The sequence below is a fragment of the Oricola indica genome, assembly GCF_019966595.1.
Classification (GTDB): domain Bacteria; phylum Pseudomonadota; class Alphaproteobacteria; order Rhizobiales; family Rhizobiaceae; genus Oricola; species Oricola indica.
The window spans coordinates 647590-668601 of sequence record NZ_JAINFJ010000001.1 but is presented as its reverse complement, the minus strand read 5'-3'; the positions used below and the strand labels follow the sequence as shown (position 1 = coordinate 668601).

The window sequence follows — 21012 nt, the reverse complement described above, 5'->3', positions numbered from 1 at the left end:
ATGTCGTTCAATCCGGATCGCCATGCGCGCATCGTCATCATTGGCGGTGGCGCTATCGGCTGCTCGCTTGCCTATCATCTCGCCCGCGCCGGGGAAAAGGACGTGCTCGTCCTCGAAAAGGCGCAGATCACCCATGGCTGCACATGGCATGCAGCAGGACTTGTCGGGCAGTTGCGCGGCAAGAAATCGCTGACGCAGCTGATGCAGAATTCCGTGGCCGTGTTCGACCGGCTCGAAGCGGAGACCGGCCAGGCGACCGACTGGAAGAAGGTCGGATCGTTGCGATTGGCGTCGAGCCAGCCGCGCTGGAGCGAAATCCGGCGCTCGATGCAGCTCGCCAAGAGCTTCGGCTTCGAGTGCCACAGCCTGAGCGCGTCGGAAGCGCGCGACAAGTTCCCCTATGTCGACCCGGACGGCGTTGTGGGCGCGGCCTTCATTCCGTCGGACGGCTATATCGATCCCTATGCGCTGACGCAGGCGATGGCATATGCCGCCCGGCAAAACGGCGCGCGCATCGAGGAAGGCGTGCAGGTCGAGGACATCGTGATCGAGAACCGGCGCGCGGTGGGCGTGGTCACCGATCATGGCACGATCGGCTGCGACGTGCTGGTGAATTGCGCCGGACTGTGGGCCAAGCGGATTGGCGAGATGGCTGGCGTCGCGCTTGCGGCGGGCGTGGTGGAACACCAGTATTTCGTCACCGAGAAGGGTCTCGACTATGGCGACGACCTGCCGACGCTGCGCGACCCGGACAAGAATTTTTACCTGAAACCGGATGTGGGCGGCGCGTTTGCGATCGGCGGCTGGGAGGACGGAACGCCCGGCTGCTGGGGCCAGCGCGCGCCGTTCGATTTCGGCCGCCAACTGTTTCCCGCCAATATGGACCGGCTGGAACTGTTCGCGCTGCCGGCGGCCGAACGGCTTCCAGTGCTCAACGAGATCGGTATCCGCACGATCATCAACGGGCCCATTCCCGTTTCCGCCGACGGCGAGCCGATCATGGGGCTGGCGCCGGAACTCGATAACTTCTACGTCGCCTGCGGGTTCACCGCCGGTATCGCCGCATCCGGCGGGGCGGGCGAGGCCATGTGCAACTGGATCATGCATGGCGATCCAGGCCTCGACCTCTGGGCCTTCGATGTTCGCCGCTTCGGCGCGCCTCACGCCCAGGCGAAATATCTCGAGGAACGCGCCGTCGAGGCCTACGGCTCCTATTACAAGATCCACTGGCCGGGCGAGGAAAGCCACGCCGGCCGGGGGCTGCGGCGGTCAGCGCTGCATGCCAACCTTGCGGCTTCGGGCGCGCAGTTCGGCTCGAAATTCGGCTGGGAGCGGCCGAACTGGTTCGCGCTGCCGGGCACGACATCAACCGAGACGCCGAGTTTCGAAGGCAAGCCGGGCTGGTTCGATGCCGTCGGTGAGGAAGCCAAAGCGATCCGCGAGCGGGTGGCGCTGATCGACCAGTCGTCCTTCTCGAAATTCGAGATCACCGGAGCGGGCGCGCAGGCGGCGTTGAACGCCATCGCCGCCGGCGATCTTGCGGGTGAACCGGGCAAGGCCTTCTACACGCAGCTCTGCAACGAGACAGGCGGTGTCGAGGCGGATCTGACCTTCGTTCACGCCGGTCCGGGCCGGTTCCTGATGGTGACGGGCGCGGGCTTCGGCGTGCGCGACAGCGCCTGGATGCGCCGCCATTTGCCCGACGGCGTCGCGATGCGCGACGTAACGAACGCCTATTCGGTGATCAACATTTGCGGGCCGAAAGCGCGGGACGTGCTGCAGTCGGTCTGCGAGGACGATCTGTCGAACGAGGCTTTTCCGTTCCTCGCCGCGCGCGAGATCGAGATCGGGCTGGCGCGCGCGCTTGCGGTACGGGTCGGCTATGTCGGCGAACTGGGCTGGGAGCTCTACGTGCCGCAGGACTATGCGGCGCATGTCTATGAGACGCTGAAGGCCGCCGGCGAGCCGCACGGCATCGCCGATGCCGGTTACCGCGCCATCGAAAGCTGCCGGCTCGAGAAGGGGTATCTGTACTGGTCGGCCGACATCACGCCAGAGACCACGCCCTTCGAGGCGGGGCTCGGATTTGCCGTCGCGCTGGACAAAGGCGACTTCATCGGCAGGGAAGCGCTTGCCAAGGCGAAGCAAGCCGGTGTAACGCGACGCCTCGTAACATTCGCACTACAGGGTTTCGCACCGTTTCTCGGCGGCGAAACCGTGCTACTTGAGGGGAAGGCAGTCGGTTCGCTTTCGAGCGCGGGCTACGGTCATCACCTGGGCAAGACGATCGGCTTCGGCTATCTGCCCGTGGAACTGGCCGGCGAGGGGGCGTTTCAGATCGAGGCGTTCGGCAAGGCATATGAGGCGGTGCGCGGTCCACGCTGCCTCTATGATGCGAGAATGGAGCGTTTGAAGGCATGACGGCAGAAATCGACGAGGCGCGCACAATCATCGCTGGTATTCCGCTGCTCGCGGACGCCGGTGAACCACAGCGTCTCGGCGGTTTGACCAATCTCGTCTATCGCGTCGGCGATTACTGCCTGCGCATTCCCGGCAAGGGCACCGAAGAATATATCGACCGGGGCAACGAGGCCGCCGCCGCGCGCGCCGCGGCGCTGGCCGGCGTCAGCCCCCGGATGCATTATTTCGACGAAAAGACCGGGGTCATGGTGACCCGTTTCGTCGAGGGCGCGGTGACCATGACGCCGGAATGGTTCCAAACCCGGGACGGCGCGCCGGCGCGCGCTGGCGAGGTGTTTCGCGCGCTGCATCTCTCGACGGCGGTGTTTCCCTTTCGATTCGAACTGTTCTCGATGATCGACGAGTATCTCGGCATTCTCTCGACCAAGGACGTGGCGCTGCCGGACGGCTATCACGATGTCGTCCGCGAGGCCGAAGCGGTGCGCGAGGCGCTGGCCGTCAATCCGGCTCCGCTCGCGCCATGCCATTGCGACCCGCTGTGCGAGAACTTTCTCGACACCAACGACCGCATGTGGATCGTCGACTGGGAGTATTCCGGCATGAACGATCCGATGTGGGATCTCGGCGACCTGTCGGTGGAGGGCGGCTTTAGCGATGTGCAGGACGAGGAAATGCTCGTCGCCTATTTCGAGGGCGAAGTGCCGCCGCGCGAACATGGCCGCATGGTGATCTACAAGGCGATGTGCGACCTGCTGTGGACGCTTTGGGGGCTGATCCAGCTTGCCAACAACAATCCGGCCGAGGATTTCCGCGCCTATGCCGACGGTCGCTTCGCGCGGTGCAAGGCGCTGATGGCGACGCCGGAATTCGCCAGACACCTCGCCGCCATCAACTCGTAAACCGTCCCTGAAGCGCCAGGTCGAGCGCATGGACGCGCAGGGCCGACGACAGGTTCGAATCGCGCGGCCTTTCCTCGTCGATTTCGGCGATGAGCGCGGCAAGCGAACGTCCGTCCTGTTCGGCGGCGCGCTTGAGAAGTGCCAGGAACTCCTCCTCGATCGAGAAGCTCGTGCGGTGTCCTGAAATGCTGACGGAGTGTTTGCGGACGGGCATGAAGCGCCCTTCGCGCTATTTGTTCTTCCTGAAGGAATCGAGCGAGACCACATCGGCGCCGCCCGCGGGCGTTGCCTCTTCCTGGTCGCCTTCGCCTTCCGCCGCATGGGCTTCGGGCGTTATCTCCGCGACCTGATCCTCCGGATTGGCGGCCGGCAGGACGTCGATCGGCGCATCGGCGTTTTCGACATCGAATTCGAGCTCGAAATTCACCGATGGATCGTAGAAGCCGCGAATGGCGGAATAGGGCACATGCAGCTTTTCCGGCACGTCGGAGAAGGACAGGCCGACGCTGAAGGCCGTTTCGGTCACTTCAAGGTCCCAGAACTGGTGCTGGAGCACGATCGTCATCTGCTCGGGATACTGCTCGCGCATCCGGTTGGAGACTTTCACGCCCGGCGCGGTGGTGACGAAGGTGATGAAGAAGTGGTGATTCCCGGGCAAACCGGTCTTGCCGACTTCGGTCAGAACCTTGCGGATCACGCCACGCAGGGCATTCTGCACCAGAATGTCATAGCGGATCATGTCTTCGGTCATTGCTCGTCGTCCGGCCCTCGGGGAAGCGTGGAAGTCATGATGTGCTTTTTTCGCGGCGGCAGGTCAAGAGGCAGACGCCGCTGGAAAGCCGAGAGAAGGGTATGGAAGTGGAGGCTTCTGTTGCCAGGTGCCTCCGGACCCCGCCTAGAGGTGCTAGCCCCTAGGACTTAATTCGAAGCTGTCGAACCGCCATTAGGCAGCGAGACGTGCCTCAGCATAGTTGTCGTTTGCAACTACTAGATTGACCCGATAACGGTGGTATCATGCCGAACAAAAGAACGATCTTTACACCCTCGTCGATCCTGTTTCGCCCCCATCAAAAACGGTTCGCGTGAACCGCTTGTGGTGGAGGCGCCGGGTACCGCCCCCGGGTCCGAATGGCTTATTGCATCGCCAGTTTATTGTCATAGCCGGTTGCCCGGCACCCATGCATATAGCTGTTCCCGAAGCGATTTCAAAGGGTCGGCTTGACTTTACAAGACGCGTCGCGAACATGATCGCGCCGAAGTATCGCAAGGTCCGATCGGGGCGTTGGACCTTCGTTCGAAGTCAAACAGCGTGTGGCAGGGAAGGAAATACCGGATGAGCGAATATCTCGATGATGTCAGGCGCTATGACGCCGGGGCCGACGAGGAAAAGGTGTCCAGGATCGTCAAGCATCTCGGCATTGCCCTGCGCAGCCGCGATGCCTCTCTCGTCTCCTGTTCGGACCCGAGCGAACTCGCGCGGGTGCGCGAGAAATGGTGCGAAAAGAAACTGGGCGCCAGCAACGCGGCCGGCGCGGACGAGATCATCGCGAAGGTTTGCGAGGAAATGAGCGGCGACCGGAACAAGAACCGCGTCACCTTCTACTATCTGGTCGCAAAACACATGGGCAAGCTCAGCGATCTCTGAGCGCTGGCGGCAATATCTGCACGGGCTTTGCCGAAACCGGCAAGGCCCGATCTTATTTGTGAGCCTCGTTTCGCCGCGATGGACGCAAATGGTGGAATCGTGCGAAATTGAACGCATGAAACAGTATCTCGATCTTCTTGAACATGTGATGGGCAGCGGCACCGACCGGGGCGACCGGACCGGCACCGGCACACGCTCCGTCTTCGGCTACCAGATGCGTTTCGACCTGTCGGAAGGCTTTCCGCTGCTGACGACGAAGAAACTGCATATCCGCTCCATCGTCTATGAATTGCTGTGGTTCCTGAAAGGCGACACCAATATCGGCTGGCTGAAGGAGAACGGCGTTTCGATCTGGGACGAATGGGCCGACGAAAACGGTGATCTGGGGCCGGTTTACGGTTATCAGTGGCGGTCATGGCCGAAGCCGGATGGCGGGCATGTCGACCAGATCAAGAATCTGGTGGAGGGGATCCGGACCAATCCCTATTCGCGCCGGCATATCGTCTCGGCGTGGAACCCCGCGCTGGTCGACGATATGGCGCTGCCGCCATGCCACTGCCTGTTCCAGTTCTATGTCGCCGACGGCAAGCTTTCCTGCCAGCTCTACCAGCGGTCTGCGGACATCTTCCTCGGCGTGCCGTTCAACATCGCTTCCTATGCGCTGCTGACGCACATGCTGGCCGAGGTGACCGGTTACGAGGTGGGCGATTTCGTTCACACGCTTGGCGACGCGCATATCTACTCCAACCATTTCGAACAGGCCGAGACGCAGCTTTCGCGCGCGCCGCGGCCGCTCCCCTTCCTCAAGATCGGGCGCAAGGTGAATGAACTGACCGATTTCACCTTCGAGGATTTCGAGATCGTCGGTTACGAGCCGCATCCGCATATCAAGGCGCCGGTGGCGGTGTGACGATTCGTTCGGCGATCCTGTCGGTTGCATTCCTCGCGGCGGCGATCGTTCCGGGCATGGCGAACGACTCAACCGCGGAAATCGGCGCGGGCGGACTCGTGCTCGCGCAGACCCGCGACATCGCGATGGAAAGCGAAATCCTCTATATTTCCATGGACGAGGTGCGGGTCGACTACGTCTTTCGCAACCGCAGCGACCACGATGTCGAGACCGTCGTTGCCTTTCCGATGCCCGATCTCGAGGTGAGCCCCTATTGGGAGGTCGCGATCCCGAATTTCGAGGACAATTTCCTCGGCTTCACCGTGACCGTGGACGGGACGGCGATCAGGCCCGAATTGCAGCAGCGCGCCATGGTGGCGGGCGTGGACGTGACGGACAGGGTTATCGAAGCCGGCCTGCCGGTCGCGCCGATCGGTGCTTACCAGGGGCTGGATGTCGGGCATCTGTCGGATGACGCGCTCAGGGATCTCGAAGCCTGGGGGATCGTGACCATCGAGGGCGATCTCGGCGGCGCCGAGCGTCCGATGGTGGTTGCCGCGTGGACCCTGAAATCCGCCTATTGGTGGCGGATGACGTTTCCGGTGGGGCGTGAGGTCGCGGTGGAACACCGCTACACGCCGGCCGTTGGCGGCGCGGCGGGGACGTATGTGCTCGGCGACGGGACGCGCACCGAGCCGCATCCCTATTACGCGAACAAATACTGCGTCGATTCCGGTTTCATGTCGGCGGTGCGCAAGCGCGCGGCGACGGAAACCGACGATGGCGGCCACTATTCGGAGCGGTGGCTGTCCTATGTGCTGTCGACGGGGGCCAACTGGCTCGGGCCGATCGGCACTTTCCGGCTGATCGTCGACAAGGGCTCGACCGACAATCTCGTCTCGTTCTGCGGCGAGGGCGTGACCAAGACGGGCCCGACCACTTTCGAGATGGATCTCGACGGTTTCGTGCCGGAACGCGATCTCGATCTGTTGTTCATCGTGGCTCCGGAAGGATGAGCGTTCTGCATCCGATCCTGTCGGTCATCGTCGCCGTTTCCAGGAACGGGGTGATCGGTCGTGACGGGGACATGCCGTGGCACCTGTCGTCGGATCTCAAGCGGTTCAAGCAGCTGACCATGGGCGCGCCGGTCATCATGGGACGCAAGACCCAGGAGAGCATCGGCAAGCCGCTGCCGGGACGCCTGAACATCGCGGTCACGCGCAATTTCGACTGGTCGGCGGACGGGGTCATGCGGGTCGGATCGCTCGATGCGGCGATCGAACTCGCCACGGCGCATCTCGAAAGCGCCGAACCGGACCCGAACGATCCCGAAGCGCCGCTCGCGGATGAAATCTTCGTGATTGGCGGCGGCGAAATCTACGCCCAGGCGCTTGCCATCGCCGACCTGCTCTACGTGACCCATGTGGAGGCCGAGGTGGAGGGCGACACGCATTTTCCCGAGATCGATCCCGCTGTCTGGGAAATCGTGGAAGAAGAGGCGTGTCCGGCCGGCGAAAGAGACACCCACGCCATGCGGTTCGTCACCTATGAGCGGCGGTCCGAATAGGACCGGAAACCGCGCCGCAGGTCGAATGCCTGCGCTCTGCCCGAACGGTTCCCGATCGATAGGCCAGCGAATTTCAGGAGCGTCAAGCTCCTGGCTGCCGGTCAAAAGTGATCCGCCCGCAAGACCTGGACATCGGAAACATAGACGATTCCGGCGGTATCCCTGAGCATTCCGTCAGCGACACGGAGCAACTCCTCGGCGACCGGTTCGGAAACGATGGCCACGATCATCACATTGCCGAAGACATCGGGGAGCGGACCTCCCCGGCGAATGCCCCGGTTGCCTTTTCCCGACACTTTCCGGACGATGCTGTAGCCTTTGGCTCCGGCTTTCTCGAGCGTCTCGATGACCTTGTCGGCCATGATCTGTTCGATGATGATTTCGATCTTCTTTTTCGCATGGAGCTGTTTCATGTCGCGCACCGGTGTTCAGTTTCCGAGAAAAGTCTGAGCGATTGAGAAATAGAGAGGAATACCGACGACGAGGTTGAACGGAAACGTGACCGCGAGCGACAGGGTGACATAGATCGCCGGATTTGCCTGCGGCAGGGATAGTCTCATCGCCGCCGGCACGACGATGTAGGAAGCGCTCGCCGCCAACACCATCAGAAGCATGGCGTCTCCGCTCTCCATCCCGATCGCCAATGCGGACAGGAAGCCGAGAAACGCGCCGACGATCGGCATGAGAATGCCGAATGCGATCAGCGAAGCGCCGACCGACGCGAAGTCGCCGATCCTTCTTCCGACAAGCAAACCCATGTCCAGCAGGAAGACGGCCAGGACTGCCTTGAAGGGATCATCGATCACCGGAGCCATGATTTCCATGCCGTCGTGGCCGGTGATCCATCCAATCGCGAAGCTGCCCATCAGCAGGACGATGCTGCCGCTCAGGAAAATCTCATGCGCGACCTTGCGCGTCATCAGGGGCGTTTTTTGCGCTCCGGGCTCCGAATGGCCGAGCCTTGCCAGCGCCAGACCCGAGACGATCGCCGGTGTTTCCATCAGCGCCATCAGCGCAACCATGAAGCCGCCATAGGCTACGCCCTCGTAGGTCAGGAACCCGGCCGCGGCAACAAATGTGACAACGCTGATCGATCCGTAATGAGCCGAGATGGCGGCACGATCGACCGTGCCGAGACGGGTCATCATGCGCAACAGGAAGAAGGCGATCGCCGGCATGACGAAGCTCAGCATGACCGCTGCAAACATGGCGGTGAGTATGCTGCCGGTCAGCCCGCTGGAGCCGAGTTCCGCGCCGCCTTTGAAGCCGATTGCCAGCATCAGATAGAGCGAAATGCCCTTGCTGACAGCTTCCGGCAGCGTGAGGTCCGATCGCAATGCTCCCGCCAGCAAACCGAGTCCGAAGAACAGAACCATCGGCGTCAGCAGGTTGGCGATGGCAAGGCTGAAGATGCTATCCATGAGTCATGTGTCCGCGCCGACAGGTGTGTCGGGAGTTGCATTGGGAAAGGCTGGGCATTCGGCCGCGCATCCATCGAGTTCGACCGAACACGTCTCTTCGAAGACGCATCAAATCGCCGAGCTCGCAGAAGAATGAACCTGTGCGCGTGCGAGATATGCCGCGCGCCGGTCAGGGCCGATTGTTTATAAAGGGGCTTTGCCGCAGCCTCGGGCAATCGTTTCGACTGCCACGACGGGCTAGTCGGTCGAAAGCAACTCTCGTCGGACGTTTTGCTCTATGTTCTTGAAGCGGTTCAGCAAATCGCCACTCTCGAGATCGATGCCGGCGTTTGCGAGATCGGCTTGGACCTTTCCGAGGATGTCGAAGGGGCCAGGCTCTTCGAAATCGGACAACATCACTTCCTCGATATACTCGTCGAGTTCGCGATGCTGGAGACCGAGCTGGGTTCCTGCCCAAACCCCGAGAAAGTAATTGCGCCGCGCGTTCAATTGATCGCGTGTCCGGATTTCCAGTTCGTCTCTGTGCATTTCGAAACCTCTGCTTCACACCCGGCGATAGATCGGCTTTGTCAGGCTGGAATACCAATCGAAAATGCACAGCCTACCAATAGTTTTTCTCTATCGCTCCCGGCTGTTCCAATCGTGTGCGTCAGCTTCTGGCGGAAATCGGATTGACCGGTTGGCGTCGTCCCGGACGCGGCACCTAACGAATGACGGTGACCTCGGGCAGCCGGTCTTCAGCAGTGGCGCGAATGAGTTCGGCGAATTCCTTGAACAAGGGCGCATGCACGGATCGCCTACGCCAGGTCAGACCGATCTGCCGATAGAGATTGGGCACACCGATGTCCAAAACCGTGAGGCCGCGACGGCTTGCGATTTCCGAGCGAACATACATCGCCGGCAAGAACGCGATACCGACACCCATCCCGGCCATCAGTCTGATCGTGTCGAGGCTCGTTCCCTCGTAGTCTCGCAACAGGACGGCATCCAGATCGTCGCATAGCTGACTGACCTGTTCGTGAAGATGATGACCCCTCTCGATCGCCAACACATGCTGGCCCACGAGATCGGAGCGCTGAATCTTTCCCTTCCGGGCGAGAGGATGGTCATCCGCCACAGCCAACTGCAGCGGTTCGCGAAAAAGACGCTCGACTTCGAAATCGGCGTGCTGGATCGGCAGCGGCGAAATGACGAGATCGAACGCGCCCGTGTGAAGCTCTTCCTGAAGCTCCGCAGGCTTTCCTTCGCGGACATAGAGCTTCAATCGCGGATATTTCGAATGAAGGTCCGACACGATGTGCGGCAAGAGATAGGGGCCGAGCGTCGGCGGCACACCAAGTCTGATCGTGCCATCGAAACCATGCTGCGACGATGCTGCAAGATCAACGATGTCCTGCACCTCGGCGATAATCCGACGCGCACGATCCGCTATCTCGCGACCAAGCGGGGTCAGCATGACACGGGACGTTCCCCTTTCGACCAGAGGGGCGTTCAAATGGCGTTCCAGTTCCTGGATTTGCGCGCTGAGGGTCGGCTGGGTGACGTGCATGCGTTCGGCCGCACGCCGAAAGTGCAACTCCTGCGACAGGGCGACGAGATAGTTCAATTGCCTCAGCGTTGTCATCGTCGTTCTCCCTTCCTGCGAAGCCCAATGGCCGTGATCGTCCATATGGGGCCGGATCCGGCAATTTCGATAGAGAGTTTCTATCGGAAATTCGCTGATCGTCTATTCGAACATTCCGATGCGAGATCCCAAATCAGTTCACGTAGACAACGCGAACGTGAAGGAGAGCGTCGCCATGAACCTCAATCAAGTGCTCGACCAGTTTCTCGGAGGCCATTCCGCGGGGAACGATGCGCCGGCGGGTCCCGCCGTTGCGTCCAAAGGCATTCCCGGCGGCCTTGTCGGCGGGCTTGCGGCCGGCGGTCTTGTCGGACTGGTTGCGGGCAACAAAAAGCTGCGAAAGAGCGCCGGCAAGGTCGCGACAGGCGCAGCCGCAGTCGGTGGAGCCGCGGCGCTCGGAGCGGTCGCCTACAGCGCCTACCAGCGATGGCAGGGGCAATCCGGCGCAACCAACGACGCCCATGGCAGCGGCAACCGCCATGCACCCGCGCTCCCGCCGGAAAGCTTCGATCCGTCGGGCAAGGAAGCCCGCAACGGGAAGCCTTTCCAGCTCGTTCTTATCGAGGCGATGATTTCGGCGGCGCATGCGGACGGTCATGTCGACCAAAGCGAGCAGAAGAAAATCTTCGACGCGGTCGGGAAACTGCCGCTGGACGCGGCCGACAAGGCTGCGATCTTCGAAGCGCTTCAGAACCCGCCGGACGCCCTGACCATCGCCAGCCATGCGAATGGGATCGAACAGGCGAGCGAGATCTATATCGTGTCGCGTTCCGCGATCGATCCCGATCATCCGCTTGAGAGGGCGCACCTGGAGAGACTGTCCAGGGCTCTCGCCCTGCCGGACCGGCTGGTCGCGGAGATCGAGCTCGAGATAGCCGGCGCGACAATGATGGCGGCGTGAGCCGCGTTCGACCAACAGGCATGCGAAGGCACGTTCGGGGACGGAGCGATTTCGAAAGCCGAAATCCCGTCCCCGACATCAGTGAAACAGATTGGAAGGAGTTACGATCATGACCAACAAACGTCTCAGTCGTTCCGCGATCGCGGCGCGCATTGCAGCTCTGAGGACCCGCCATCGCCAAATCGATGAACAGGTTTCGGCGGAGCAGAAGCAGTCCTGGCGCGACAGCTTGATACTCAAGAAGCTCAAGCGCCGCCGGCTGCGCCTGAAGGATGAAATCAAACGCTACGAAGGCCTGATGATTACGCTTTCTCGCCGGCGGGTGCCGGGCTGAACGCGCGACACTCCGAACGCCGGTTTCATCATCCCTGATTCAAACGGAAAGGACCCGCAATGTTCTTCTTGCCCGCCCTGAACGCACTATCCAGCTGCCGCGTGTTTCATAGCGCGAATATCGCGGAGCTGGAGGAAGCGTTCTCCTCCAGGCCCGGCCGAAAAGATGTCGATCGGGATGCTCATGGCGATGAAAAGCGCTTCATCAAGGCGCCATCACACAAGAGCAATCCGGCTCCACGCGCCCAGAGCTGAGGTCGATTCAGGCACGCAACAATTCCCGCTCGATATGGAGACCCGGCAAGCGCGATCCGGCTTGTCGGGTCCAGTGAATCGGCAAGGACAAAAGACCCCAGCCGGCGAGCGTGACGTCCACGCGATGCGGTTCGTCACCTGACAAGGTCAATTTTGTTTGGGGGTGTACGCACAAATGGGCGAAAGCCGATGACCGCTGGCGGCAGTCGCTCTGTTGCACCGGGTCATGAACTCATGAATCGCAGGCTACTCGCGGCAGCAACCAATCCATCGTTCAATCAAAAACCATGTTGAAGGCCAGCCGAGCTTGCTCTTTCAGCAACGCGTCCTGCTTCACCCATGGAAAAAGAGGGCGGGCGAGGATCAGCGCGACAAGACCGTGAAGTGCTGCCCAAAGGCACTGTGATCTGGTCTGGACAGCCTGCTCGGACAAGTCTGGACGATTAAGGGCGACAATGCGCGCCAGATGTCCGAATGCACGTGGCCCGGGATGACTCTCAAGCGCGAACGCTTCGGCAATTCCCTGACCCGCTTTCTGGGTCGTCGCGCCATGCTCCAACATGAAAGCGATCCTGTAGGCCTCCGGGTTGGCCATTCCAAAATCAAGATAGCCGCGAATGGCGTTGCGCAATTGCGCCTCGGGGCTGTCGTCCATCGATGACGTAATCGCCTGCTCCAGGAGCGCGAAAGCCCGCGCGCCGACTTCCTCCTGTATCATCTGAATAGACGGGAAATGTGCATAAATCGAAGGCTGCGAAATACCAACCTCCTGCGCGATCTGGCGGGTGGTCACAGCCTGCACGCCATGCTGGCCGAACAGCGCACTTGCCACGCGCAGAATCTCCTCCCGACGGGACGGGCTGTCGGTGCTTGAAACTTTTGGTGGCATGCCTGGGGACTCATGTCTGCGATTGCTGGAGTGACCTTATAGCAGCCTGGAAACCTCTTGCAAAAAGAGCCTATCAACGATAGGCATTTAGCCTATCACTGATAGGAAAACCCCATGTCATCGAACTCTGCCGCTTGGCTCAATGCCGCGTTCGCCCCGCTGGCCGTCGCGGACGCACCCATTGTCCCGCCCGAACCCGGCCAGATCCAAGTGCGCAACCGGGTTGTCGCAATCAATCCCATCGACCGCTTCAAGCAAAAGATGGGCGACGCACTCTACGGATGGCTAAAATACCCGATGATATTGGGGTTCGATCTGGCGGGAGAGGTCGTCGCCGTCGGACCGGATGTGACCCGGTTCCACGTCGGCGACCGGGTGGTCGGGCACGCAACCGGGATGGAGAAGGTGCGCAACAAGGCCTCTGAGTCCGCGTTTCAGCTTTATACAAACGTGATGGCGCACATGGCTTCGCCGATCCCGACCGCAATGTCATTCGAGACGGCAGCGGTGCTTCCTCTTGCCCTTTCCACCGCGGCCTGCGGCCTGTTCGGGACGGATCAACTGGGACTGGATCTGCCGACATCCGATCCGTCTGACAAAGACCAGACAGTGCTGGTCTGGGGCGGATCGACGAGCGTGGGTTGTAACGCGATCCAACTCGCGAAGGCCGCAGGATACCGGGTCGTGACCACGGCGTCGCCACACAACTTCGCGTATCTGAAGGAGCTGGGGGCCGCCGAGGTCCATGATTACCACGGCGATGACGCATCAGAACGCGTGACGCGCGCGCTTCAGGGGCATGAGATGGCAGGTGCCGTGGCGATCGGCGCTGGGTCGACCCAGGCTTGCATTGCTGTTTTGGGTGCGACCGAGGGCAATTCCAGGATGGCGATCGCAACCTTTCCGATCGACATAGACGCGATGCCCGACCGCCCGAATGTCTGGACGATGATGACCAAGATGGTGCCGAAAATGGTCGTTGGCATTGGCGGCATGTGGATAGCGGCAAAGCGAAACGGTGTGCGTACGAGCACGATCTGGGGTTCGGCCCTGATGGATACCGACCTCGGCCCGGCGATCTATGAGCGGTTTCTGCCCGAAGCCCTGGAGACCGGTCGCCTCGTCGCCGCACCGCCTCCTCTGGTCGTGGGCCACGGCCTGGGCGCTATTCAGTCAGCGTTTGAACGCCAAAAAAACGGTGTGTCGGCGGCGAAGATCGTGGTGACACTGTGATGCCTGTCGGAAGTATCGTCTGACCCAGATAACATAAGATTTGTCACTGAAACGGACCTTCGTAAACAGTGAAGCGATCGTCACTTTGGGCTCGAAGCGACCAAGCGCCCCTGTGCGCCAGTTGCCCAACTCGGGACGCAATGCAGACATTGAAGTCGGGCGTACGGGCTTTATTCAAGCTCCAACAAAGAGCCGTGAACATGAGGCACGCTCGCTTCGACGAAGTTTGACGGCAAATTAGCCGGTTCGCTGACCGAAGCCGCCGAAACCCGGGGGCTTTCGTGCCTTCTTCTATGGCATCTATAGCGCAATATTATCGCAGGGTGAGAGTTTGAATGGGCGGGTGCTCTTGTATCGCCCGTTTTCGCTTTAGATTGATAATATGATCGGATAGCAACGCGCCGGACAACAGGGAGATATCCGCCGACCATGGACAAGGATTACGAGGACATTCCAGGGACCTTCGTGTTCGATGCGGACCGCTCGCGCGAAGGGTATCACCTGAACCAGTTCTGCATCTCGCTCGGCAAGCAGAAGGGCCGCGACGCCTACACGGCGGATCCGGAGGCCCATCTCGCCAAGTTCCCGATGACGGAGGAACAGAAACAGGCCGTGCGCGACCAGGACTGGAACCGCATGCTCGAACTGGGCGGGAACATCTACTACACGGCGAAGCTCGCCGCCTATCACGGCATCAACTTCCAGAACCTCGCCGGGCTTATGACCGGCATGGGCGTCGAGGCCTATCGCGACATGATGCTGCATGGCGGCCGCCCGATCGAGGGCAACCGCTACAAGAAGGAATGGGGAGAAGAAGAATAATGGCCCGTATTACCGCAGGCGTCGGTTGTTCGCACGTGCCCGCCATCGGCGTGGCGATGGACACCCACATCACCGACCAGCCCTACTGGCAGCCCGTTTTCGCCGGTTTCGAGAAGTCGCGCGAGTGGATGAAGGAAAACACGCCCGACGTGATCTTCCTTGTCTACAACGACCATTGCACGGCCTTCGACGCCTCCTGCATTCCGACCTTCGCGCTCGGCTGCGCGGCGGAGTTCCAGCCGGCCGACGAAGGATGGGGCCCGCGTCCGGTGCCGGTGGTCAAGAACCATCAGAAGCTGGCCAGCCACATCGCGCAGTCGCTGATCCTCGACGAATTCGACCTGACCATCATGAACGAGATGGATGTCGACCACGGCCTGACCGTGCCGTTGTCGGTCATGTTCGGCGAGCACGGCCCCGACGACGAATGGCCGTCGCTTGTCATCCCGCTCGCCGTCAACGTGGTCCAGTACCCCGCGCCGACCGGAAATCGCTGCTTCAACCTCGGCAAGGCGGTGCGCAAGGCGATCGAGAGCTTCGACGAAGACCTGAACGTGATGATCTTCGGCACGGGCGGCATGAGCCACCAACTGCAGTACAAGCGCGCCGGCCTGATCAATCCGGAATGGGACAAGGCCTTTCTCGACCGGTTGACCGCCGATCCGGTGGGGCTGAGCAAGACGCCGCATGTGGAATATCTGCGCGAGGCGGGCTCGGAAGGCGTCGAGATGGTGATGTGGCACGTTATGCGCGGTGCGCTGAACGACGAGGTGAAGGAAGTTCACCGCCACTACCACGTGCCGGCATCGAACACGGCCGTCGGGCACATCATTCTCGAAAACGTCTAGGTCTCCCTCCCGAGACATGATGCCCGCCGGGAAACCGGCGGGCATTTTCACTGGCTCAATCTTCCCAGGACCAGTCCGGTTTCGCGCATTCGAGCCGGGCCAGTTCCGCAGCCCTCGAAAAGCGGTCCGGCCGGGTGCTTTCGGACTGTGGCGCCGCTTCACAGGAATTCGCAAGGACAAGCGTTCCGTCCTGCGGCGCGGGTTCGTCGCTCGCATGCGCCATGCCCGTCAGTGCGATGCAGATTGCCAATGAATTGATAAGGCTTTTCATTTCCAGTTCTCCTCTCTGCCAATTCGCCGTCCGCCGAGCTGTTCCGATTTCGGTTTGTGAACCGCCGAGGCGCGGGTAAGATCGAGCGGGAAATGCATGCCGAAAGTCACGAAAGCGGCCCGAAAGAATGACGAATTCGCGTCCGGTGGCGGGTATCGGGCCGTTCCGGTTCGACAGGGACGCCAACGAATTGACCGACGAAAACGGCCAGACGACCGTGCTTCGGCCGCAGACGGCGACCGTGCTTTCGGTCCTCTTGGAGAATGCCGGTGGCGTCGTCACCAAGGACCACCTGATGAAGACGGTCTGGCACGATACGTTCGTGACAGACGATAGCCTGGTCCAGTGCATTTCCGAGATACGGCGCGCGCTCGGCCCGCAGACGTCGAAGCTTCTGAAGACCATTCCCAAGAAGGGCTATCGGCTGGATCTTGCCGGCGCGGATGACAAGCCTGGCGAGACGCCGATGGCGCCGCGTCGCAGCCCCCGGATCGTTGCCGCGTTGGCCGGCACCATGTCATTGCTGGTCGTCGCGATCGCCACATGGTGGGTGATGCGCCCGGTGCCCGAAAGCGTCGTGCGGACCATCGCGGTGCTGCCGTTCGCCAATGCAAGTGGAGACGAGGCGCAAGCCTATTTCGCAACTGGCGTGGCGGAAGATCTCATTGTCGGCTTGTCAAAGGTCTCCGATCTCAGGGTCGTTTCGCGTGGCGCGTCCTTTTCTCTGGACGCTGACGCGATGGATATCCGCGAAGTCGCCGACATTCTCGACGCCGACTACGTGCTGGAGGGCAGCGTGCGGCGTAATGGCGCGGCATTGCGGGTCTCCGCGGCCCTGGTCGATGGAGAGACGGGCGAGAACGCCTGGGCGGAACGCTATGACGGATCGACTGAGGACATCTTCGCGTTCCAGGAAAAGCTGCTCAACAGCCTGATGACCGTCCTGACGGTCCGGCTCTCCAAGGCGGAGCGCGAAAGGCTCGGCATATACGGGACCCGGAACGCCGCGGCATACGATGCCTATCTGCGCGGCAGGGAACTTGAGAACCTCTATACGCGGGAAACGAACCGGGACGCGGAAGCGGCGTTGCAGGAAGCGGTGCGGCTCGATCCGGAATTCGCGCTGCCGTATGCCCATCTTTCCCAAGTCTACAGTTTCCGAGCGGAGAACCGCTGGGTCGATCCAATCGGACCCGCAGTCGACAAGGCGCTGGATTACGCCCGCCGCGCGGTCAGCATGGACGACAGCCTCCCATTCGCGCATTTCGCGCTCGGTCGGCTCCATACGCGCAGCTTTTCACCGGATTTCGAAACGGCGATTTCGGAGTTCCGGCGGGCTATCGAGCTCGATCCGAACTATGTCGACGCCTATATGTTCCTCGCCAACACCTATATCTTCGATGGGCGCGCGGACGAGGCGTTGCCGCTGATCGCGGAAGGGTTTCAGCGCAATCCGCTCGCGCCCTACTGGTACTATCTGGCGGAAGGCATGGCCGCCTATTTCCTTGGCGACTACAAGAAGGCGGAGACGGCATTGACGGTGGCGCGCGATCGCAACCCGACCGCGCCCTATCCCTACCGGTTCCTGATCGCCACCTACGGCCAGATGGATATGGTCGACGACGCGGAGTGGATGGCAATGGAATACGAGGCGCTCGGGCGGTCGGCGACAGTCACGGCTCTGCTCGAGACGGCCTCGATCCAGGATCCGGACTATCGGGAGCTGTTCGCCGACGGGTTTCGCAAGGCCGGACTGCCCGACTAGGACTTTCCGGGATCAGGCCCGCGCTGCCTGACGGCGTCCCTTCGCGATGTTCCACCCGAACACCACGGCAAATCCGGCCAGTGCGGTGAAATTCACCCAGTGCGGTGCAGGCCACATCAGGGCCGCGCCGACGGCCAGCGTGACGATACGCTCGGCGATGTTCATGCGGTTTTCCCAGTAGCCCTCGATGGCGGCCGCCACTGCCCACAGCCCGAAGACGGCGAAGCCGAAGATGTAGAGCATCTGCGACCAGTCGCCGGACAGAAACGGCGTGTAGGCGAACAGGAGCGGCACGAAGTAGAGCCCCTTGGCGATCTTCCAGGCCGCGAAACCCGTCTTCATCGGCGGGCTTCCGGCAATCGCCGCACCCGTGAAGGCGGCGAGGCAAACCGGCGGCGTGACGTTGGAGTCCTGGCTCAGCCAGAAGATGATCATGTGCGCCGAGAGGAGCGCCCCCGCGAGGACGGCGGCCGGGAAGGCCTGGTCGTAGAGCATCGACAGGCTTTCGACGGGCAAGGCCTCAATCATTGCCCGGGCTTCGGCCATCGGCATAGGCCCGGCGAGGGCGGCCATCTTTTCCGGCGCAGCCAGCATGAAGATCGCCTTGGCGGTTTCCGGCAATTGGCCGGACGCCAGGATGTCGGCGAGCTGTGACTGCAGGATCAACTGGTAGAGCGCCGGAGCAGACAGGGTTCCGAGTACGATATAGGCGGCCGTGACGGGCAGGCCCATGCCGAGAACCAGCGAGGCGAGCGCCACGAGGACAAGCGCGAGCAGGAGGTTGCCCTGCGACCATGACGAGATCATCAGCGAGAAGGTGTTGCCGATGCCGGCGGTGGTGATGACGTTGACGATGAGGCCGACGCCAACCAGCAGGATTGCGGTCATGATCATGTTGCGCGCGCCAAGTTCCAGCGCCTCGATGATTCGAACCGGACCCATGCGGTTCGGCGTCAGCCAGGAGGCGACGATACAGGCGAGAATGGCGTAGCCGGCCGCATAGGTGGGCGTGAAGCCGCGTACCAGGAGGAAGATCAGCAGGGCGACCGGAATGACGAAGGACGGACCGCCATTGCGGAAGACGGTCCATAGACCCGGCCCGTCCTCGTCGGCGAGCGCCGTCGCCTCGGACCGTTTCGCCTCGATGCGCACGAAGAAGCCAACGGTCAGGAAATAGAGGATCGCCGGCAGGATAGAGACCGTGACGATGGTCGTGTAGGGAATCTGGGTGAAGTTCGCCATCACGAAGGCGCCGGCGCCCATGATCGGCGGCATCAGCTGGCCTCCGGTCGAGGAGGCCGCCTCGACGCCGCCCGCGAATGTGGCGGGAAAGCCGGCACGTTTCATCAGCGGGATCGTGATCACGCCCGTCGAGGCGGTGTTGGCGACGGCGGAGCCGGAGATCGTGCCGGTCAGGCCGCTCGACAGCACTGCAACGAAGCCCGGGCCGCCGGTCATCCTGCCGGCGACCGCGCGCGAGATATCGACAATGAATTCGCCCGCGCCGGATTTCAGCAGGAAGGCGCCGAACAGGATGAACATGAAGACATAGGTCGAGGAGATGCGGGCGATCGAGCCGAACATGGCGTCGTCGCCATAGAGCGAGCGGAACAGGACGGTTTCCGCATGCAGGCCGCGGAAGCGGAAGACGCCGGGCACATACTGGCCCCACCAGGTGACATAGGTGATGGCGAGGAGGATCAGGACGGGGATGATCCAGCCCGTCGTGCGGCGGGTGAATTCCAGCACGCCGAGAATGCACAGGATCCCGGCCAGCCAGTCGCTCCAGATCAGCCGCACGCCGCGATCATAGATGGCGCTCTCGGCATTGATGACATAGATCGCCGCTGCCGCGACGGCGGCACCGAAGGCGATGTCCAGAATGCGTATGGCGGGCCGTTTGGCCCAGGCTGCCGGCGCGATCGGCGAGACGAGCACGCACAGCAGGACGAAACCGGCGAAATGGAAGCCGTTCTGGGTGAGGACGGCGACGCTGCCGAAAGAGTTCATCCAGATATGAACGACAGAGATGACGACCGCGACGACAAGCGTCACGAGAGATAATCCGTGGCGGTTCAGTCCCGGCGAGCCGGTCTGCGTCAAGGTTTCGGCGCGCATGGACATCCTCCCGGCGCGGAGAAGGAAAGGGGTGAAAAGGGGCCGCGCGCGGCGGCCCCGAAGTCAGTCGCGGTTACGGCCGCAGACGGTCCGGAATGTCGAGGCCGGCTTCCTCGTAGTAGCGCAGCGCGCCCGGATGCAGCGGCAGCGGCAGACCGGCAATCGCCTTTTCGAGCGCCATGGCCTTGGTGGCCGGGTGGATCGCCTGGAGGAAGGCGAGGTTCTCGTACATCGTCTTGGTGATCTCGTAGACGTCCTCTTCGGGCAGGTCTGCCGATGTCGCGAGGAAGTTCGGCTGGGCGATCGTGGTCACGTCCTCATCGAGGCCCGGATAGGTGCCGCCGGGGATGAGGTATTCCGTCCACAGGTCGCGGTCGCCATTGGCGGTGACGATCTGCTCGGGCGAGAAGGAGAGCAGGGTGACGTCGTCTCCGGCGGTCGAAAAGAGCTGCGTGACCGCGCTGACCGGAACGCCGGCGGGTGTGCCCATGCCGGCTGCCTGGCCATTCTGCACGGCTTCCGCCGCCGGCCCGTAACCGCCGTAGAGAAGGTCGTAATCATTATCGATGTCGATGCCGAAACCGGACAGGATCGTGCGGTTGGAGCCGATCGTTCCGGAATTCTGCGAGCCGAGCGCCATGGTCTTGCCCTTGAGCGCGGCCATGTCCTCGATGGAGCCGGTTTCCGCGAATTCCGAGCGGATCACGAAGTGCTCGACATTCTGCCAGAGCATTGAGACCGAGCGCAGGTTTTCCTGCGGGCCTTCGGACTCGATCGGACCCGTGCCGGTGCGCGCATAGTAGCCGTAGAGACCCTGCATAATGGCGAACTGGGCCTCGCCGTCGCGCAGCAGCTTGACGTTTTCGCCCGAGCCGGCGGAGGAAATCGCCGACATGCCGAGTTTCTGCTTCGGCTCGAGCTTGACCTTGGTGAGCGTCGAGATGGCGACGCCGACGGGATAATAGGTGCCGCCGGTCGAGGCGGTGGCGAGGATGTAATTGCGCGGCTCCTGCGCCTGGGCATTGAAGCCTACCGTCGTGGCGAGGGCCAGGGCGGCAGCGGCGGACAGAATCGTGCGTCTGGTGGTCGTTGTCATGGTTTCCTCCCAAAA

General features: G+C 61.9%; 23 protein-coding genes and 1 other RNA gene. 13 read left to right on the top strand and 11 right to left on the bottom strand.

All coding sequences use genetic code 11. The features are described from left to right. Entirely contained in the window at nt 1-2421 is a 2421-nt protein-coding gene (locus tag LC343_RS03175) for a GcvT family protein (RefSeq protein ID WP_223475640.1), read from the top strand. Further along, entirely contained in the window at nt 2418-3320 is a 903-nt protein-coding gene (locus tag LC343_RS03170) for a phosphotransferase family protein (protein ID WP_223475639.1), read from the top strand. The genes LC343_RS03175 and LC343_RS03170 overlap by 4 nt, the downstream gene beginning before the upstream one ends. Here LC343_RS03170 and LC343_RS03165 read toward each other — a convergent pair. The 3 genes from LC343_RS03165 to ssrA form a co-directional block, all read right to left on the bottom strand. Then, on the bottom strand, nt 3310-3534 hold the full coding sequence (locus LC343_RS03165; RefSeq protein WP_223475638.1) for a ribbon-helix-helix domain-containing protein: 225 nt from the start codon (nt 3532-3534) through the stop codon (nt 3310-3312). The two genes, LC343_RS03170 and LC343_RS03165, sit on opposite strands and share 11 nt — an antisense overlap. A 15-nt stretch (nt 3535-3549) precedes the next feature. Then, entirely contained in the window at nt 3550-4071 is a 522-nt protein-coding gene (locus tag LC343_RS03160) for an SspB family protein (RefSeq protein ID WP_223475637.1), read from the bottom strand. A 106-nt stretch (nt 4072-4177) separates the two neighbouring features. Further along, nucleotides 4178-4534, bottom strand: a transfer-messenger RNA (tmRNA) gene (gene ssrA / locus LC343_RS03155). A 119-nt stretch (nt 4535-4653) separates the two neighbouring features. Here ssrA and LC343_RS03150 point away from each other — a divergent pair. The 4 genes from LC343_RS03150 to LC343_RS03135 all read left to right on the top strand — a co-directional run bounded on the left by LC343_RS03150 (nt 4654) and on the right by LC343_RS03135 (nt 7421). After that, nucleotides 4654-4965: a DUF2853 family protein gene (locus LC343_RS03150; protein ID WP_223475636.1), complete on the top strand. Its 312-nt coding sequence runs from the start codon at nt 4654-4656 to the stop codon at nt 4963-4965. Between the two features lie 115 nt (nt 4966-5080). Then, nucleotides 5081-5875: a thymidylate synthase gene (locus LC343_RS03145; protein WP_223475635.1), complete on the top strand. Its 795-nt coding sequence runs from the start codon at nt 5081-5083 to the stop codon at nt 5873-5875. Continuing rightward, nucleotides 5872-6870, top strand: coding sequence for a DUF4424 domain-containing protein (locus tag LC343_RS03140; protein ID WP_223475634.1), 999 nt, complete (start codon nt 5872-5874; stop codon nt 6868-6870). The genes LC343_RS03145 and LC343_RS03140 overlap by 4 nt, the downstream gene beginning before the upstream one ends. Then, the gene (locus tag LC343_RS03135) at nt 6867-7421 is read left to right on the top strand and encodes a dihydrofolate reductase (RefSeq protein WP_223475633.1); all 555 of its coding nucleotides are present in this window, start codon (nt 6867-6869) and stop codon (nt 7419-7421) included. Before LC343_RS03140 ends, LC343_RS03135 begins: the two co-directional genes overlap by 4 nt. 101 nt (nt 7422-7522) lie before the next feature. Here LC343_RS03135 and LC343_RS03130 read toward each other — a convergent pair whose 3' ends face one another. The 4 genes from LC343_RS03130 to LC343_RS03115 all read right to left on the bottom strand — a co-directional run bounded on the left by LC343_RS03130 (nt 7523) and on the right by LC343_RS03115 (nt 10466). Then, nucleotides 7523-7834 carry a P-II family nitrogen regulator gene (locus LC343_RS03130; protein ID WP_223475632.1) on the bottom strand — a complete coding sequence of 104 codons (312 nt, stop codon included), beginning with the start codon at nt 7832-7834 and terminating at the stop codon, nt 7523-7525. Nucleotides 7835-7849: 15 nt separating this feature from the next. Next, entirely contained in the window at nt 7850-8842 is a 993-nt protein-coding gene (locus tag LC343_RS03125) for a sodium-dependent bicarbonate transport family permease (RefSeq protein WP_223475631.1), read from the bottom strand. 237 nt (nt 8843-9079) lie between these two features. Beyond that, nucleotides 9080-9370 (bottom strand): ATPase inhibitor subunit zeta, encoded by a 291-nt coding sequence (locus tag LC343_RS03120; RefSeq protein WP_223475630.1) that lies wholly within the window; start codon nt 9368-9370, stop codon nt 9080-9082. Nucleotides 9371-9545: 175 nt separating this feature from the next. Next, entirely contained in the window at nt 9546-10466 is a 921-nt protein-coding gene (locus LC343_RS03115; RefSeq protein ID WP_223475629.1) for a hydrogen peroxide-inducible genes activator, read from the bottom strand. A 175-nt stretch (nt 10467-10641) separates the two neighbouring features. On the opposite strand from LC343_RS03115, the gene LC343_RS03110 reads away from it, so the two are divergent. The 3 genes from LC343_RS03110 to LC343_RS03100 all read left to right on the top strand — a co-directional run bounded on the left by LC343_RS03110 (nt 10642) and on the right by LC343_RS03100 (nt 11955). Beyond that, nucleotides 10642-11367 (top strand): tellurite resistance TerB family protein, encoded by a 726-nt coding sequence (locus tag LC343_RS03110; RefSeq protein ID WP_223475628.1) that lies wholly within the window; start codon nt 10642-10644, stop codon nt 11365-11367. Between the two features lie 109 nt (nt 11368-11476). After that, nucleotides 11477-11701, top strand: coding sequence for a DUF465 domain-containing protein (locus LC343_RS03105; protein ID WP_223475627.1), 225 nt, complete (start codon nt 11477-11479; stop codon nt 11699-11701). 59 nt (nt 11702-11760) lie between these two features. Continuing rightward, nucleotides 11761-11955 carry a hypothetical protein gene (locus LC343_RS03100; RefSeq protein ID WP_223475626.1) on the top strand — a complete coding sequence of 65 codons (195 nt, stop codon included), beginning with the start codon at nt 11761-11763 and terminating at the stop codon, nt 11953-11955. 274 nt (nt 11956-12229) lie between these two features. Here the strand turns inward: LC343_RS03100 and LC343_RS03095 are convergent, their stop codons facing one another. Then, entirely contained in the window at nt 12230-12787 is a 558-nt protein-coding gene (locus LC343_RS03095; RefSeq protein WP_338018563.1) for a TetR/AcrR family transcriptional regulator, read from the bottom strand. Between the two features lie 171 nt (nt 12788-12958). Between LC343_RS03095 and LC343_RS03090 the strand changes: the two genes are divergently transcribed. The 3 genes from LC343_RS03090 to LC343_RS03080 all read left to right on the top strand — a co-directional run bounded on the left by LC343_RS03090 (nt 12959) and on the right by LC343_RS03080 (nt 15747). Beyond that, nucleotides 12959-14077, top strand: coding sequence for a zinc-binding alcohol dehydrogenase family protein (locus LC343_RS03090; RefSeq protein WP_223475624.1), 1119 nt, complete (start codon nt 12959-12961; stop codon nt 14075-14077). Between the two features lie 429 nt (nt 14078-14506). Beyond that, nucleotides 14507-14899: a protocatechuate 4,5-dioxygenase subunit alpha gene (gene ligA / locus LC343_RS03085; protein ID WP_223475623.1), complete on the top strand. Its 393-nt coding sequence runs from the start codon at nt 14507-14509 to the stop codon at nt 14897-14899. Further along, nucleotides 14899-15747 (top strand): class III extradiol dioxygenase subunit beta, encoded by an 849-nt coding sequence (locus LC343_RS03080; protein WP_223475622.1) that lies wholly within the window; start codon nt 14899-14901, stop codon nt 15745-15747. Before ligA ends, LC343_RS03080 begins: the two co-directional genes overlap by 1 nt. 55 nt (nt 15748-15802) lie before the next feature. Here LC343_RS03080 and LC343_RS03075 read toward each other — a convergent pair whose 3' ends face one another. Next, nucleotides 15803-16018 (bottom strand): hypothetical protein, encoded by a 216-nt coding sequence (locus LC343_RS03075; RefSeq protein WP_223475621.1) that lies wholly within the window; start codon nt 16016-16018, stop codon nt 15803-15805. 127 nt (nt 16019-16145) lie between these two features. Here LC343_RS03075 and LC343_RS03070 point away from each other — a divergent pair, with 127 nt between their 5' ends. Next, nucleotides 16146-17783, top strand: a complete 1638-nt coding sequence (locus LC343_RS03070) for a winged helix-turn-helix domain-containing protein (RefSeq protein WP_223475620.1) — start codon at nt 16146-16148, stop codon at nt 17781-17783. A 12-nt stretch (nt 17784-17795) separates the two neighbouring features. Here the strand turns inward: LC343_RS03070 and LC343_RS03065 are convergent, their stop codons facing one another. Both LC343_RS03065 and LC343_RS03060 read right to left on the bottom strand, forming a co-directional pair. Beyond that, entirely contained in the window at nt 17796-19901 is a 2106-nt protein-coding gene (locus tag LC343_RS03065) for a TRAP transporter permease (RefSeq protein WP_223475619.1), read from the bottom strand. A 73-nt stretch (nt 19902-19974) separates the two neighbouring features. Next, nucleotides 19975-20997, bottom strand: coding sequence for a TAXI family TRAP transporter solute-binding subunit (locus LC343_RS03060; protein WP_223475618.1), 1023 nt, complete (start codon nt 20995-20997; stop codon nt 19975-19977). Nucleotides 20998-21012 lie beyond the last annotated feature (15 nt).

Bases quoted from the DNA above. Each gene is read 5' to 3' on its own strand.
- LC343_RS03070 (WP_223475620.1), top strand. From the start codon at position 16,146: ATGACGAATTCGCGTCCGGTGGCGGGTATCGGGCCGTTCCGGTTCGAC.
- LC343_RS03150 (WP_223475636.1), top strand. From the start codon at position 4,654: ATGAGCGAATATCTCGATGATGTCAGGCGCTATGACGCCGGGGCCGAC.
- LC343_RS03165 (WP_223475638.1), bottom strand. From the start codon at position 3,534: ATGCCCGTCCGCAAACACTCCGTCAGCATTTCAGGACACCGCACGAGC.
- LC343_RS03120 (WP_223475630.1), bottom strand. From the start codon at position 9,370: ATGCACAGAGACGAACTGGAAATCCGGACACGCGATCAATTGAACGCG.
- LC343_RS03090 (WP_223475624.1), top strand. From the start codon at position 12,959: ATGTCATCGAACTCTGCCGCTTGGCTCAATGCCGCGTTCGCCCCGCTG.
- LC343_RS03110 (WP_223475628.1), top strand. From the start codon at position 10,642: ATGAACCTCAATCAAGTGCTCGACCAGTTTCTCGGAGGCCATTCCGCG.
- LC343_RS03170 (WP_223475639.1), top strand. From the start codon at position 2,418: ATGACGGCAGAAATCGACGAGGCGCGCACAATCATCGCTGGTATTCCG.
- LC343_RS03080 (WP_223475622.1), top strand. From the start codon at position 14,899: ATGGCCCGTATTACCGCAGGCGTCGGTTGTTCGCACGTGCCCGCCATC.
- LC343_RS03125 (WP_223475631.1), bottom strand. From the start codon at position 8,842: ATGGATAGCATCTTCAGCCTTGCCATCGCCAACCTGCTGACGCCGATG.
- LC343_RS03130 (WP_223475632.1), bottom strand. From the start codon at position 7,834: ATGAAACAGCTCCATGCGAAAAAGAAGATCGAAATCATCATCGAACAG.
- LC343_RS03105 (WP_223475627.1), top strand. From the start codon at position 11,477: ATGACCAACAAACGTCTCAGTCGTTCCGCGATCGCGGCGCGCATTGCA.
- LC343_RS03060 (WP_223475618.1), bottom strand. From the start codon at position 20,997: ATGACAACGACCACCAGACGCACGATTCTGTCCGCCGCTGCCGCCCTG.
- LC343_RS03160 (WP_223475637.1), bottom strand. From the start codon at position 4,071: ATGACCGAAGACATGATCCGCTATGACATTCTGGTGCAGAATGCCCTG.
- LC343_RS03145 (WP_223475635.1), top strand. From the start codon at position 5,081: ATGAAACAGTATCTCGATCTTCTTGAACATGTGATGGGCAGCGGCACC.
- LC343_RS03100 (WP_223475626.1), top strand. From the start codon at position 11,761: ATGTTCTTCTTGCCCGCCCTGAACGCACTATCCAGCTGCCGCGTGTTT.
- LC343_RS03175 (WP_223475640.1), top strand. From the start codon at position 1: ATGTCGTTCAATCCGGATCGCCATGCGCGCATCGTCATCATTGGCGGT.
- LC343_RS03135 (WP_223475633.1), top strand. From the start codon at position 6,867: ATGAGCGTTCTGCATCCGATCCTGTCGGTCATCGTCGCCGTTTCCAGG.
- LC343_RS03065 (WP_223475619.1), bottom strand. From the start codon at position 19,901: ATGCGCGCCGAAACCTTGACGCAGACCGGCTCGCCGGGACTGAACCGC.
- LC343_RS03075 (WP_223475621.1), bottom strand. From the start codon at position 16,018: ATGAAAAGCCTTATCAATTCATTGGCAATCTGCATCGCACTGACGGGC.
- LC343_RS03115 (WP_223475629.1), bottom strand. From the start codon at position 10,466: ATGACAACGCTGAGGCAATTGAACTATCTCGTCGCCCTGTCGCAGGAG.
- ligA (WP_223475623.1), top strand. From the start codon at position 14,507: ATGGACAAGGATTACGAGGACATTCCAGGGACCTTCGTGTTCGATGCG.